The sequence below is a fragment of the Pseudomonas sp. FFPRI_1 genome, assembly GCF_055384485.1.
Genome location: NZ_AP029168.1, coordinates 6,989,029 through 7,001,895, shown reverse-complemented (window position 1 = coordinate 7,001,895; position 12,867 = coordinate 6,989,029). Strand labels below are relative to the sequence as shown.

The 12,867-nt window shown below is 54.8% G+C and carries 24 protein-coding genes; all 24 read left to right on the top strand.

All coding sequences use genetic code 11. From position 1 onward, the window contains the following. Window positions 1-7: 7 nt before the first annotated feature. Window positions 8-340, top strand: a complete 333-nt coding sequence (gene rplV, locus ACZ5BO_RS31475; protein ID WP_003103908.1) for a 50S ribosomal protein L22 — start codon at window positions 8-10, stop codon at window positions 338-340. A 13-nt stretch (window positions 341-353) separates the two neighbouring features. After that, entirely contained in the window at window positions 354-1,040 is a 687-nt protein-coding gene (gene rpsC / locus ACZ5BO_RS31470) for a 30S ribosomal protein S3 (protein WP_007924192.1), read from the top strand. A 12-nt stretch (window positions 1,041-1,052) separates the two neighbouring features. Next, window positions 1,053-1,466, top strand: coding sequence for a 50S ribosomal protein L16 (gene rplP, locus ACZ5BO_RS31465; protein ID WP_003228729.1), 414 nt, complete (start codon window positions 1,053-1,055; stop codon window positions 1,464-1,466). Further along, the gene (rpmC, locus tag ACZ5BO_RS31460; protein ID WP_002555481.1) at window positions 1,466-1,657 is read left to right on the top strand and encodes a 50S ribosomal protein L29; all 192 of its coding nucleotides are present in this window, start codon (window positions 1,466-1,468) and stop codon (window positions 1,655-1,657) included. Before rplP ends, rpmC begins: the two co-directional genes overlap by 1 nt. Window positions 1,658-1,659: 2 nt before the next feature. After that, on the top strand, window positions 1,660-1,926 hold the full coding sequence (rpsQ, locus tag ACZ5BO_RS31455; RefSeq protein WP_003194644.1) for a 30S ribosomal protein S17: 267 nt from the start codon (window positions 1,660-1,662) through the stop codon (window positions 1,924-1,926). Between the two features lie 23 nt (window positions 1,927-1,949). Next, window positions 1,950-2,318: a 50S ribosomal protein L14 gene (gene rplN, locus ACZ5BO_RS31450; RefSeq protein ID WP_002555479.1), complete on the top strand. Its 369-nt coding sequence runs from the start codon at window positions 1,950-1,952 to the stop codon at window positions 2,316-2,318. 11 nt (window positions 2,319-2,329) lie between these two features. Then, window positions 2,330-2,644, top strand: a complete 315-nt coding sequence (gene rplX / locus ACZ5BO_RS31445) for a 50S ribosomal protein L24 (protein WP_007896770.1) — start codon at window positions 2,330-2,332, stop codon at window positions 2,642-2,644. A 20-nt stretch (window positions 2,645-2,664) separates the two neighbouring features. Further along, window positions 2,665-3,204, top strand: coding sequence for a 50S ribosomal protein L5 (rplE, locus tag ACZ5BO_RS31440; protein ID WP_003210069.1), 540 nt, complete (start codon window positions 2,665-2,667; stop codon window positions 3,202-3,204). A 13-nt stretch (window positions 3,205-3,217) separates the two neighbouring features. After that, on the top strand, window positions 3,218-3,523 hold the full coding sequence (gene rpsN / locus ACZ5BO_RS31435; protein WP_003228726.1) for a 30S ribosomal protein S14: 306 nt from the start codon (window positions 3,218-3,220) through the stop codon (window positions 3,521-3,523). A 207-nt stretch (window positions 3,524-3,730) separates the two neighbouring features. After that, on the top strand, window positions 3,731-4,123 hold the full coding sequence (gene rpsH, locus ACZ5BO_RS31430; RefSeq protein ID WP_011063773.1) for a 30S ribosomal protein S8: 393 nt from the start codon (window positions 3,731-3,733) through the stop codon (window positions 4,121-4,123). A 12-nt stretch (window positions 4,124-4,135) separates the two neighbouring features. Next, a complete protein-coding gene (gene rplF, locus ACZ5BO_RS31425; RefSeq protein ID WP_025129400.1) occupies window positions 4,136-4,669 on the top strand; it encodes a 50S ribosomal protein L6 in 534 nt (177 codons plus the stop codon). 10 nt (window positions 4,670-4,679) lie between these two features. After that, the gene (rplR, locus tag ACZ5BO_RS31420; RefSeq protein WP_003186037.1) at window positions 4,680-5,030 is read left to right on the top strand and encodes a 50S ribosomal protein L18; all 351 of its coding nucleotides are present in this window, start codon (window positions 4,680-4,682) and stop codon (window positions 5,028-5,030) included. A 3-nt stretch (window positions 5,031-5,033) separates the two neighbouring features. After that, entirely contained in the window at window positions 5,034-5,534 is a 501-nt protein-coding gene (gene rpsE, locus ACZ5BO_RS31415; protein ID WP_007924184.1) for a 30S ribosomal protein S5, read from the top strand. Between the two features lie 2 nt (window positions 5,535-5,536). Continuing rightward, complete coding sequence (rpmD, locus tag ACZ5BO_RS31410) at window positions 5,537-5,713, top strand: 50S ribosomal protein L30 (protein ID WP_003176408.1); 177 nt, start codon at window positions 5,537-5,539, stop codon at window positions 5,711-5,713. A 3-nt stretch (window positions 5,714-5,716) separates the two neighbouring features. Further along, window positions 5,717-6,151: a 50S ribosomal protein L15 gene (gene rplO / locus ACZ5BO_RS31405; RefSeq protein ID WP_025129399.1), complete on the top strand. Its 435-nt coding sequence runs from the start codon at window positions 5,717-5,719 to the stop codon at window positions 6,149-6,151. After that, on the top strand, window positions 6,152-7,480 hold the full coding sequence (gene secY, locus ACZ5BO_RS31400) for a preprotein translocase subunit SecY (protein WP_007924182.1): 1,329 nt from the start codon (window positions 6,152-6,154) through the stop codon (window positions 7,478-7,480). Between the two features lie 24 nt (window positions 7,481-7,504). Continuing rightward, entirely contained in the window at window positions 7,505-7,621 is a 117-nt protein-coding gene (rpmJ, locus tag ACZ5BO_RS31395) for a 50S ribosomal protein L36 (protein WP_002555468.1), read from the top strand. A gap of 130 nt (window positions 7,622-7,751) precedes the next feature. After that, complete coding sequence (gene rpsM / locus ACZ5BO_RS31390) at window positions 7,752-8,108, top strand: 30S ribosomal protein S13 (protein ID WP_003186020.1); 357 nt, start codon at window positions 7,752-7,754, stop codon at window positions 8,106-8,108. A gap of 30 nt (window positions 8,109-8,138) precedes the next feature. Beyond that, window positions 8,139-8,528, top strand: a complete 390-nt coding sequence (rpsK, locus tag ACZ5BO_RS31385; RefSeq protein WP_007924177.1) for a 30S ribosomal protein S11 — start codon at window positions 8,139-8,141, stop codon at window positions 8,526-8,528. A gap of 18 nt (window positions 8,529-8,546) precedes the next feature. Continuing rightward, on the top strand, window positions 8,547-9,167 hold the full coding sequence (gene rpsD / locus ACZ5BO_RS31380) for a 30S ribosomal protein S4 (RefSeq protein WP_464697405.1): 621 nt from the start codon (window positions 8,547-8,549) through the stop codon (window positions 9,165-9,167). A gap of 22 nt (window positions 9,168-9,189) precedes the next feature. Further along, on the top strand, window positions 9,190-10,191 hold the full coding sequence (locus ACZ5BO_RS31375; protein WP_007970428.1) for a DNA-directed RNA polymerase subunit alpha: 1,002 nt from the start codon (window positions 9,190-9,192) through the stop codon (window positions 10,189-10,191). 42 nt (window positions 10,192-10,233) lie between these two features. Then, window positions 10,234-10,620, top strand: a complete 387-nt coding sequence (gene rplQ / locus ACZ5BO_RS31370) for a 50S ribosomal protein L17 (protein WP_007924175.1) — start codon at window positions 10,234-10,236, stop codon at window positions 10,618-10,620. 176 nt (window positions 10,621-10,796) lie between these two features. After that, entirely contained in the window at window positions 10,797-12,245 is a 1,449-nt protein-coding gene (locus ACZ5BO_RS31365) for a catalase (RefSeq protein ID WP_464697404.1), read from the top strand. 155 nt (window positions 12,246-12,400) lie between these two features. Next, on the top strand, window positions 12,401-12,865 hold the full coding sequence (bfr, locus tag ACZ5BO_RS31360; RefSeq protein ID WP_025129396.1) for a bacterioferritin: 465 nt from the start codon (window positions 12,401-12,403) through the stop codon (window positions 12,863-12,865). Window positions 12,866-12,867: the final 2 nt, after the last annotated feature.

The following is a 12,867-nucleotide window of genomic DNA, read 5'->3' as shown; positions in this document are numbered from 1 at the left end:
AGGAACGATGGAAGTAGCCGCTAAGTTGTCGGGCGCTCGAATCTCCGCCCAGAAAGCCCGCTTGGTCGCCGACCAGATCCGCGGGAAGAAGGTGGGCGAAGCGCTCAACCTGTTGGCTTTCAGCAGTAAGAAAGCCGCCGAGATCATGAAGAAAGTGCTGGAGTCGGCCGTAGCCAACGCCGAGCATAACGAAGGCGCAGACGTTGATGACCTGAAGGTCTCCACCGTTTTCGTCAACGAAGGGCGTTCGCTGAAGCGCATCATGCCACGTGCCAAAGGCCGTGCTGATCGCATCGTCAAGCGGTCTTGCCATATCACTGTCAAGGTTGCTGACAAGTAACGGAGTCGAAGAGATGGGTCAGAAAGTACATCCCATTGGCATTCGCCTGGGAATCGTCAAGGAGCACACCTCCGTCTGGTACGCAGACGGTCGGACTTATGCGGACTATTTGCTCGCAGATCTGAATGTGCGTGAGTATCTCCAAGACAAACTAAAAAGCGCGTCCGTAAGCCGTATCGATATCCATCGTCCGGCTCAAACTGCACGCATCACCATCCACACCGCTCGTCCCGGCATCGTGATCGGCAAGAAAGGTGAAGATGTTGAGAAGCTGCGTCAGGACCTGACCAAGCAAATGGGTGTGCCTGTGCACATCAATATCGAAGAGATCCGAAAGCCGGAGCTCGACGGTATGCTGGTTGCGCAGAGCGTAGCTCAGCAGCTGGAGCGTCGCGTAATGTTCCGTCGCGCTATGAAGCGCGCCGTACAGAACGCCATGCGCATTGGTGCCAAAGGCATCAAAATCCAAGTGAGCGGTCGTCTCGGCGGTGCAGAAATCGCACGTACTGAATGGTATCGCGAAGGTCGTGTGCCACTGCACACCCTGCGTGCTGATATCGACTATGCCACCTACGAAGCTCACACCACTTACGGTGTGATCGGTGTGAAGGTTTGGATCTTCAAAGGCGAAGTAATTGGTGGTCGCCAAGAAGAACTGAAGCCACAAGCACCTGCGCCTCGTAAAAAAGCTGCTAAGTAAGGGGTACGCCAAATGTTGCAACCAAAGCGTACGAAGTTCCGCAAGCAGATGACCGGTCACAACCGTGGTCTGGCACTGCGCGGTAGCAAAGTCAGCTTCGGCGAGTTCGCGCTGAAGTCTGTTGCTCGTGGTCGTCTCACCGCTCGTCAGATCGAGTCAGCGCGTCGTGCTCTGACCCGTCACGTAAAACGTGGCGGCAAGATCTGGATCCGTGTATTCCCGGACAAGCCTATTTCCAAGAAGCCACTCGAAGTTCGGATGGGTAAAGGTAAGGGTAACGTCGAATACTGGGTTGCCCAGATTCAGCCAGGCAAAGTCCTGTATGAAATCGAGGGTGTTTCTGAAGAGCTGGCGCGTGAGGCTTTCGCCCTGGCTGCTGCAAAGCTGCCGCTCGCCACCTCCTTTGTTAAACGGACGGTGATGTGATGAAAGCGAATGAACTTCGTGAAAAATCCGCACAGCAGCTGAACGAGCAACTGCTCGGCCTGCTGCGCGACCAGTTCAATCTGCGCATGCAGAAAGCAACTGGCCAGTTGGGGCAGTCTCATCTGCTCTCGCAAGTTAAGCGTGACATCGCTCGCGTGAAGACTGTGCTCAACCAGCAGGCAGGTAAGTAATCATGGCTGAAGCCGAAAAAACTGTCCGTACGCTGACTGGCCGTGTTGTCAGCGACAAGATGGACAAGACCATCACCGTTCTGATCGAGCGTCGCGTTAAGCACCCTATCTACGGTAAATACGTTAAGCGTTCGACTAAGCTGCACGCGCACGACGAAACCAACCAGTGCCACATCGGCGACAAAGTCACTATTCGTGAAACTCGTCCGATGGCCAAGACCAAGTCTTGGGCCCTGGTTGATGTTCTCGAACGCGCTGTGGAAGTCTAAGGGCTAGGGGTCGGAGAAATTATATGATTCAGACTCAATCCATGCTCGATGTGGCCGATAACAGCGGCGCTCGCCGCGTTATGTGCATCAAGGTGCTGGGTGGCTCCCATCGTCGTTACGCTGGTATCGGTGACATCATCAAAGTTACCGTCAAGGAAGCAATTCCTCGCGGTAAGGTGAAAAAAGGCCAAGTGATGACTGCTGTTGTAGTCCGCACTCGCCATGGCGTTCGTCGTGCTGACGGCTCCATCATCCGCTTTGATGGCAACGCTGCTGTTCTGTTGAACAACAAGCAAGAGCCGATCGGCACCCGTATCTTTGGGCCAGTGACCCGTGAACTTCGTACTGAGAAGTTCATGAAGATCGTCTCGCTCGCCCCAGAAGTGCTGTAAGGAGATCCGACATGCAAAAGATTCGTCGTGACGACGAGATCATCGTGATCGCCGGCAAAGACAAAGGTAAGCGCGGTAAGGTGCTTAAGGTTCTGGCTGATGACCGTCTGGTTGTCGGTGGCCTGAACCTGGTCAAGCGTCATACCAAGCCTAACCCGATGTCGGGCGTACAGGGCGGTATCGTCGAGAAAGAAGCGCCACTGCACGCTTCCAACGTCGCCATTTTCAACGGCGAAACCAACAAGGCTGACCGCGTTGGTTTCAAAGTAGAAGACGGCAAAAAAATTCGTGTCTTCAAGTCGACCCAAAAAGCGGTTGATGCTTGAACACTGCTAGGTAGAAGACCATGGCACGACTAAAAGAGATTTACCGGAAGGAAATCGCTCCGAAACTTAAGGAAGAACTTAAGCTTTCGAACGTGATGGAAGTTCCGCGCGTTACCAAAATCACCCTGAACATGGGTCTGGGCGAAGCTATCGGCGACAAAAAAGTCATCGAGCATGCTGTTGCTGACCTGGAAAAGATCACCGGCCAGAAAGTCGTTGTGACCTACGCTCGTAAATCCATCGCTGGCTTCAAAGTCCGCGAAGGATGGCCGATCGGCGTCAAAGTGACCCTGCGCCGTGAGCGTATGTACGAGTTCCTGGATCGTCTGCTGTCGATCTCCCTGCCTCGGGTCCGCGACTTCCGCGGCCTGAATGCCAAGTCCTTCGATGGTCGTGGCAACTACAGCATGGGCGTGAAAGAGCAGATCATTTTCCCGGAAATCGATTACGACAAGATCGATGCTCTCCGCGGTCTGGACATTACCCTGACCACCACTGCCAAGAACGATGATGAAGGCCGCGCTCTGCTGCGTGCTTTCAAATTCCCGTTCCGCAACTGATTGGAGTAGGAAAATGGCCAAGAAGAGCATGAAAAACCGTGAGCTGAAGCGTCAGCTCACCGTTGCCAAGTACGCCACCAAGCGTGCAGCGCTGAAAGCTATCATCGTGGATCTGAACGCAAGTCCAGAAGCTCGTTGGGAAGCTACCGTAGCTCTGCAGAAGCAGCCACGTGACGCAAGCGCCTCGCGCATGCGTAACCGCTGCCGCCTGACTGGTCGTCCGCACGGCGTTTACCGCAAGTTCGGCCTTGGCCGTAACAAGCTGCGTGAAGCTGCCATGCGTGGTGACGTACCAGGTCTGGTTAAAGCCAGCTGGTAATAGCTATCAAAGTCGCGGTTGTCGGGTTCGCAAGAAGCCGATAACCGGTGGCCTTGAACATGAATCAAGCCCCTTTTGGGGCTTGATTCATTTCTGGGGTGTGTCTAGAATGACCGGCTCGCCTGAGCCCGTGTTTTTTGCCCGGAATTTCTCGGCGACAGTTGTAGCCGCAAGGCTAATTCTTTTTGTATCAGGAGCATCTAGCCCATGAGTATGCAGGACCCGTTAGCGGACATGCTAACTCGAATCCGTAATGCCCAGATGGCTGAAAAGTCCGTCGTAAGCATGCCGTCTTCCACGTTGAAGGTGGCTGTAGCAAAAGTCCTGAAGGACGAAGGTTACATCGCGGGTTATCAGATCAGCAGCGAAATCAAACCTCTGCTGTCCATCGAGCTGAAGTACTTCGAAGGCCGTCCGGTCATCGAAGAAGTGAAGCGCGTTAGCCGTCCAGGCCTGCGTCAGTACAAGTCCGTTGAAGAACTGCCGAAAGTACGTGGCGGTCTTGGCGTGTCTATCGTCTCCACCAACAAAGGTGTGATGACTGATCGTGCTGCGCGCGCTGCCGGTGTCGGCGGCGAAGTTCTTTGCACTGTGTTCTAAGGGGGGATAAGCATGTCACGCGTCGCTAAGAACCCCGTTAAGCTGCCAGCTGGTGTCGAAGTTAAATTCGCCGGCCAACAGCTTTCGGTGAAGGGTGCCAAGGGCACTCTCGAACTGAACGTTCACTCGTCCGTTGAAATCGTTGAGGAAGCTGGTGAGCTGCGTTTTGCTGCTCGCAATGGCGACCAACAAACGCGTGCAATGGCCGGTACCACTCGTGCTCTGGTAAACAACATGGTCCAAGGCGTAAGCCAAGGCTTCGAGCGCAAGCTCCAGCTGGTCGGTGTTGGTTACAAGGCACAAGCAAAAGGCACAGTGCTGAACCTGGCCCTCGGCTTCTCGCATCCAGTGGATTACGAACTGCCGGAAGGCATCACCGCTGAGACTCCTAGCCAGACCGATATCCTGATCAAGGGCATCGATAAGCAGCTGGTAGGTCAAGTGGCCGCTGAGATCCGCGACTTCCGTCCACCAGAGCCTTACAAAGGTAAAGGTGTGCGCTACGCGGACGAAGTCGTCCGTCGTAAAGAAGCCAAGAAGAAGTAGGGCATAGCAAATGACCGACAAAAAAGTTACTCGACTGCGTCGCGCTCGCAAAGCACGCCTGAAAATGCACGAACTCGAAGTCGTGCGTCTCTGCGTGTTCCGCTCTTCGCAGCACATCTACGCCCAGGTCATTTCGGCCGACGGCAACAAAGTCCTGGCAAGTGCCTCGACTTTGGATAAAGAACTGCGTGATGGCGCCACTGGCAACATCGACGCGGCCACTAAGGTTGGCCAGCTGGTCGCTACGCGTGCTAAAGCCGCTGGCGTCTCGCAGGTGGCTTTCGACCGCTCTGGCTTCAAGTACCACGGCCGCGTCAAGGCGCTGGCTGATGCTGCTCGTGAAGCTGGGCTGGAGTTCTAAGTTATGTCAAATAACGACCAAAAGCGCGACGAAGGCTACATTGAGAAGCTGGTTCAAGTTAACCGCGTAGCCAAAACCGTTAAAGGCGGCCGTATCTTCACTTTCACCGCGTTGACCGTGGTTGGTGATGGTAAGGGCCGTGTTGGCTTCGGCCGTGGCAAGTCGCGTGAAGTGCCTGCTGCGATCCAGAAGGCAATGGAAGCTGCTCGTCGCAACATGATCCAAGTTGATCTGAACGGCACCACTCTGCAGTACGCCATGAAGTCCGCCCACGGCGCTTCCAAGGTTTACATGCAGCCTGCTTCTGAAGGTACCGGTATCATCGCTGGCGGCGCTATGCGTGCTGTCCTCGAAGTTGCTGGCGTTCAGAACGTTCTGGCCAAGTGCTACGGCTCGACTAACCCAGTAAACGTGGTTCACGCCACTTTCAAGGGTTTGAAGGCAATGCAGTCCCCTGAATCCATTGCCGCCAAGCGTGGCAAAAGCGTCCAGGAGATTATCTGATCATGGCTACCGTTAAAGTAACGCTGATCAAAAGCATGACCGGCCGCATCCCTAACCACAAACTGTGCGTTAAGGGTCTGGGTCTGCGTCGCATCGGTCACACTGTAGAAGTCCAGGATACTCCCGAGAATCGCGGGATGATCAACAAGGCTTACTACATGCTGCGTGTCGAGGGTTAATCGATGAAACTCAATGATCTGAGTCCAGCGCCGGGTTCCCGTCGCGAAAAGCATCGTCCGGGCCGTGGTATCGGTAGTGGTTTGGGTAAGACTGGTGGCCGTGGTCACAAAGGTCAGACTTCCCGCTCCGGTGGCACCATTGCTCCAGGCTTTGAAGGCGGTCAACAGCCGCTGCATCGTCGCCTGCCGAAGTTCGGTTTCGTTTCCCTGAAAGCCATGGACCGCGCAGAAGTGCGTCTGTCCGAGCTGGCTAAAGTGGAAGGCGACATCGTTACCGTGCAGTCCCTGAAAGATGCCAACGTGATCAACGTCAACGTTCAGCGTGTGAAAATCATGCTGTCCGGCGAAGTTACTCGCGCTGTGACCATCAAGGGTATCGCCGCCACCAAAGGTGCGCGTGCGGCTATCGAAGCAGCTGGCGGCAAGTTCGAGGAATAAATGGCTAAGCAAGGTGCTCTCTCTGCGCTCGGCAAAGGCGGTATGTCTGAACTCTGGGCTCGTCTGCGTTTTCTGTTCCTGGCGATTATCGTCTACCGAATAGGCGCACACATCCCGGTTCCAGGTATCAACCCGGACCGACTCGCAGACCTGTTTCGACAGAATGAGGGGACCATTCTTAGCTTGTTCAACATGTTTTCCGGCGGCGCGCTGGAGCGGATGAGCATTTTTGCACTGGGGATCATGCCGTACATTTCGGCATCGATCATCATGCAGCTGATGACCGCCGTCAGCCCGCAGTTGGAGCAGTTGAAGAAGGAAGGTGAAGCTGGCCGTCGCAAGATCAGCCAGTACACCCGCTACGGCACTGTCGTCCTCGCTCTGGTTCAGGCTATCGGCATGTCCGTTGGTCTGGCCGGGCAGGGCGTTGCGTTCACTGGTGACTTTGGCTTCCATTTCGTCGCGGTATCCACTTTTGTGGCTGGTGCGATGTTCATGATGTGGCTGGGTGAGCAGATTACTGAGCGTGGTGTTGGCAACGGTATCTCGATGTTGATTTTCGCAGGTATCGTCGCCGGTCTTCCGAGAGCGATCGGGCAGTCTTTCGAGTCTGCACGTCAGGGTGATATCAATATTTTCGCCTTGGTTGCGATCGGTTTGCTGGCAGTAGCGATTATCGGTTTTGTGGTGTTCATTGAGCGTGGTCAGCGTCGTATTGCTGTTCACTACGCCAAGCGTCAGCAGGGCCGTAAGGTGTTTGCTGCGCAGACCAGCCACTTGCCGCTGAAAGTGAATATGGCCGGTGTTATTCCTGCTATTTTCGCGAGCAGCATTTTGCTGTTTCCGGCTTCGTTGGGTGCCTGGTTCGGTCAGTCTGAAGGTATGGGCTGGTTGCAGGACATCTCGCAGTCGATCGCTCCTGGTCAGCCGTTGAATATTCTGCTGTTTAGTGCAGGGATTATTTTCTTCTGCTTCTTCTATACGGCGTTGATGTTCAATCCGAAAGACGTAGCGGAAAACCTGAAGAAGTCCGGTGCCTTTATTCCGGGCATCCGTCCAGGTGAGCAGTCTGCGCGCTACATTGATGGCGTTCTGACCCGCTTGACCATGTTCGGTGCTCTATATATGACGGCCGTCTGTCTGTTGCCCCAGTTCCTGGTGGTTGCTGCAAACGTTCCGTTCTACCTTGGCGGGACCTCGTTGCTGATCGTGGTCGTGGTTGTTATGGACTTCATGTCCCAAGTACAATCGCACCTCGTTTCCCACCAGTACGAATCCCTGATGAAGAAAGCCAACCTGAAGGGTTACGGCAGCGGCATGCTGCGCTAATCCATAAGGTTCGAGGAGTTGGTGATGAAAGTTCGTGCATCGGTGAAAAAGCTGTGCCGTAACTGCAAGATTATTCGCCGCGAAGGTGTTGTTCGAGTAATTTGCAGCGCGGAACCGCGTCACAAACAGCGCCAAGGCTGAGTGTGATTGTGCTTCAAGCCCGGCAGCTAGTGCGCTGCCGGGTTGATTATTTGTTATTACAGCGATATTATCTCGCGCCCTATTTCTTGGCTTCCGGGGCGTAGGTAGCTGTCAATTGGAGTCCCACTGAATGGCCCGTATTGCAGGCGTTAACATTCCAGATAACAAGCATACTGTTATCTCGCTGACCTACATCTATGGTGTTGGTCGCACTACTGCGCAGAAAATCTGCGCGGTGACTGGGGTCAACCCAGCTGCGAAGATCAAGGATCTGAGCGACGAGCAAATTGAACAGCTGCGTGGCGAAGTGGCGAAGTTCACCACTGAAGGTGACCTGCGTCGCGAAATCAACATGAAAATCAAACGCTTGATGGATCTGGGCTGCTACCGCGGTCTGCGCCATCGTCGTGGTCTTCCAGTGCGCGGTCAGCGTACCAAGACCAACGCGCGTACTCGCAAAGGTCCGCGTAAGCCGATCCGCAAGTAATCGCACCAGCGAATCGACAGGAATTTAGTCATGGCAAAACCTGCTGCTCGTCCTCGTAAAAAGATTAAAAAGACAGTGGTTGATGGCATCGCCCACATCCACGCGTCTTTCAACAACACCATCGTGACCATCACCGACCGTCAAGGTAACGCTCTTTCCTGGGCAACCTCCGGTGGTTCGGGTTTCCGCGGTTCTCGCAAGTCCACCCCGTTCGCTGCTCAAGTAGCTGCTGAGCGTGCTGGTCAAGCTGCGCTGGAATATGGCCTGAAAAACCTCGACGTTAACGTCAAGGGCCCAGGTCCAGGTCGTGAATCCGCAGTCCGCGCTTTGAACGGCTGTGGCTACAAGATCGCCAGCATCACCGACGTGACGCCAATCCCGCACAACGGGTGCCGTCCGCCGAAGAAGCGCCGCGTGTAATCCAGGAGATTGTAAAGAATGGCTCGTTACATTGGTCCAAAATGCAAACTGGCTCGTCGCGAAGGCACCGATCTCTTCCTGAAGAGCGGCGTGCGCGCTATCGAATCCAAGTGCAACATCGAAGCAGCTCCTGGCATCCATGGCCAGCGTCGTGGTCGTCAATCCGACTACGGTACCCAGCTGCGTGAAAAGCAAAAAGTTCGTCGTATCTACGGCGTACTCGAGCGTCAATTCAGCGGTTACTACAAACAAGCAGCTGGCAAGAAGGGCGCAACCGGTGAAAACCTGCTGCAACTGCTCGAATGCCGTCTGGACAACGTTGTATACCGCATGGGCTTCGGTTCGACTCGTGCCGAATCCCGTCAGCTGGTATCGCACAAGTCGATCAGCGTAAACGGTCAGACCGTTAACGTTCCGTCCTTCCAGGTTCGTGCTGGTGACGTGGTTGCTGTTCGCGAGAAAGCAAAAAACCAACTTCGCATTGTCCAAGCTCTCGATCTGTGTGGTCAACGTGGCCGCGTAGAATGGGTAGAAGTAGACACTGAGAAGAAGTCGGGCGTTTTCAAGAACGTTCCAGCTCGCAGTGATCTGTCCGCCGACATCAACGAAAGCCTGATTGTCGAGCTCTACTCCAAGTAAGGGCTAGAAAATAGGTGCATCCATGCAGATTTCGGTAAATGAGTTCCTGACACCCCGCCATATTGATGTGCAGGTTGTCAGTCCAACCCGCGCCAAGATCACCCTCGAGCCTCTCGAGCGTGGTTTTGGCCACACCCTGGGCAACGCGCTGCGCCGCATCCTGTTGTCCTCAATGCCCGGCTGTGCAGTAGTCGAGGCCGAGATTGACGGTGTGCTCCACGAGTACAGCGCCATCGAAGGTGTACAGGAAGACGTAATTGAAATCCTGTTGAACCTTAAAGGTCTGGCTATCAAGCTGCACGGCCGTGACGAAGTTACGCTGACCTTGTCGAAGAAGGGTTCGGGGGTGGTTACCGCTGCCGATATTCAGCTGGATCATGATGTCGAGATCGTTAACCCCGATCACGTAATCGCTAACCTGGCGTCTAACGGCGCCCTGAACATGAAGCTCGTAGTAGCTCGTGGTCGTGGTTATGAACCGGCCGACTCGCGTCAGAGCGATGAAGACGAAAGCCGCAGCATTGGTCGCTTGCAGCTTGACTCTTCGTTCAGCCCGGTTCGCCGTATCGCATACGTGGTGGAAAACGCCCGTGTCGAGCAGCGTACTAACCTGGACAAGCTGGTTATTGATCTGGAAACCAACGGTACCCTGGATCCTGAAGAGGCTATCCGCCGTGCTGCAACCATCCTGCAACAGCAGTTGGCTGCGTTCGTCGACCTCAAAGGTGACAGTGAGCCAGTGGTAGTCGAGCAAGAAGACGAGATCGATCCGATCCTGCTTCGCCCGGTTGACGATCTGGAACTGACTGTACGTTCGGCTAACTGCCTTAAGGCGGAAAACATTTACTACATCGGCGACCTGATTCAGCGTACCGAAGTAGAACTGTTGAAGACTCCGAACCTGGGCAAGAAATCCTTGACTGAAATCAAGGACGTTCTGGCCTCCCGCGGTCTGTCCCTCGGCATGCGCCTCGACAACTGGCCGCCTGCAAGTCTTAAGAAGGACGACAAGGCGACTGCCTGATCGTCGTAATCACCGAACGTTGTGTTTGGTAAGGAATGAACCATGCGTCATCGTAAAAGTGGGCGTCACCTGAGCCGCACCAGCTCGCACCGCAAGGCCATGTTCCAAAACATGGCGGTGTCGCTGTTCGAGCACGAGCTGATCAAAACTACACTGCCGAAAGCTAAAGAACTGCGCCGCGTTGCCGAGCCGCTGATCACTTTGGCCAAGACAGACAGCCTGGCTAACCGCCGTCTGGCTTTCGACCGTACTCGTTCGAAAGCCATCGTTGGTAAGCTCTTCAACGACCTGGGCAAGCGTTACGCTACCCGTGAGGGTGGCTACCTGCGCATCCTCAAGTGCGGTTTCCGCGCTGGCGACAACGCTCCTATGGCGTACGTTGAACTGGTTGATCGTGCTGTCGGCGGTGAAGCTGTATCCGCTGAGTAAGACGTCAGTCTGAAACAAGAAACCGGGCCTAGTGCCCGGTTTTTTGTTGCTGTATGTATTAGATATTTCTATCGTTAGCGAATATGTAATGCATTGGATCTTGTAACACTGTTGGTCAATACTCTTCCTCAGCCGATTAGCCGGCAGTTTCACGGACTGACAGAGGAAGATTGAGCATGAGCCAAACCAAAACTCTTACTACCGCTAGTGGCGCTCCTGTCGCTGATAACCAGAACTCCCGTTCTGCCGGCCCTCGGGGCCCTTTGCTTCTCGAAGATTTTCACCTGATCGAAAAGCTTGCCCATTTCAACCGCGAGAATATTCCTGAGCGCCGTGTACACGCCAAGGGATCGGGCGCCTACGGTACCTTCACTGTTTCTCGCGATATTTCCCAATACACCAGCGCGAAGCTGTTTGAATCAGTCGGCAAGCAGACGCCGACCTTCCTGCGCTTCTCCACGGTGGGCGGTGAGCGTGGCTCGGCAGATACCGAGCGCGACCCACGGGGTTTCGCCCTCAAGTTCTACACCGAAGAAGGCAACTGGGACATCGTTGGCAACAACACCCCGGTGTTCTTCATCCGCGATCCGTTGAAGTTTCCCGATTTCATCCACACCCAGAAGCGTCTGCCCCAGAGCAACCTGAAAAGTGCGCAGATGATGTGGGATTTCTGGTCGCATTCGCCCGAGGCGCTGCATCAGGTAACTATTCTCTTCTCTGATCGGGGGATTCCGGATGGCTATCGTCATATGCACGGCTTTGGCAGTCACACGTACAGCCTGATCAACGCCAAGGGTGAGCGGCACTGGGTCAAGTGGCACTACAAAACCAAGCAGGGGATCAAAAACCTTGCTCCGGCAGACGCTGCCCGTCTGGCAGGTACTGATCCGGATTACGCCCAGCGCGACCTGTTCGATGCAATCGAGCGCGGCGAGTTTCCGAAGTGGCGTGTCTGCATCCAGATCATGACCGAAGCTCAAGCAGCGGCTCATTACGAGAATCCCTTCGACGTGACCAAGACCTGGTCGCAGAAAGAGTTCCCGCTGATCGAAGTGGGTGAGTTGGAGCTCAATCGCAACCCGCAGAATTACTTTGCTGAAGTCGAGCAGGCAGCCTTTGGTCCAAGCAACATGGTGCCGGGTGTAGGTCTGTCACCGGACCGCATGCTTCAGGGTCGGGTATTCGCTTACGCAGATGCTCACCGCTATCGCGTGGGGACCAACCACCAGCAACTGCCGGTGAACGCTCCTTTGAGCCCGGTGAACAGCTATCAGCGCGATGGCTCAATGGCGTTCGGTCCTAACGGTGGCGCGGCCCCGAACTACGAGCCCAACAGCTACGCTGATGCACCAAAACAGGCTCCACGCTATGCCGAGCCGGCTCTGGCTCTCAGCGGCGCAGCAGATCGCTACGACCACCGTGAGGACACGGACTACTACAGCCATGCGGGTGCTCTTTTCCGCCTCATGAACGATGAGCAGAAGGCCTTGCTGATCAGCAATATCTCCGGAGCAATGGCCGGTGTGAGCGGGGATGTTGTTGAGCGTCAGTTGCAACACTTCTTCAAGGCCGACCCAGCCTATGGGGAAGGTATCGCCAAGGCATTGGGCGTATCGCTCAAGTAAGTCTAAATAAGAAGCAGAACCGCCCTCATTTGGGCGGTTTTTGCGTTATTTATACTGCTTTTCTCGGATATTCTTCACTTTTTCAGTTATTTCTAAGTGACCTGCAAGTCAGCTTGGTTCAAACTATCCACTTTCAAGCAGGGAGATGTAGGGCGATGCAAGGTCACCCGGACGTAATCGATTATCTCAACACGTTGCTGACGGGCGAACTGGCAGCACGTGACCAATATTTCATCCACTCACGTATGTACGAAGACTGGGGCTTCACCAAGCTCTACGAGCGTATCAATCATGAAATGGAAGAAGAGGCGCAACACGCTGATGCCCTGATGCGTCGCATCCTGATGCTCGAAGGCACGCCGCGCATGCGTCCCGACGATCTCGACACCGGTACCACCGTGCCGGATATGCTGGCCAGCGATCTGCGGCTGGAATACAAGGTCCGCGCGGCGTTGTGCAAAGGCATCGAACTGTGTGAGCTGCACAAGGACTACGTCAGCCGCGATATCCTGCGCATTCAATTGGCGGATACCGAAGAAGATCACACCTACTGGCTGGAAAAGCAGCTGGGCCTGATCAAGTCCATCGGCCTGGAGAACTACCTGCAGTCGCAATTCTGACG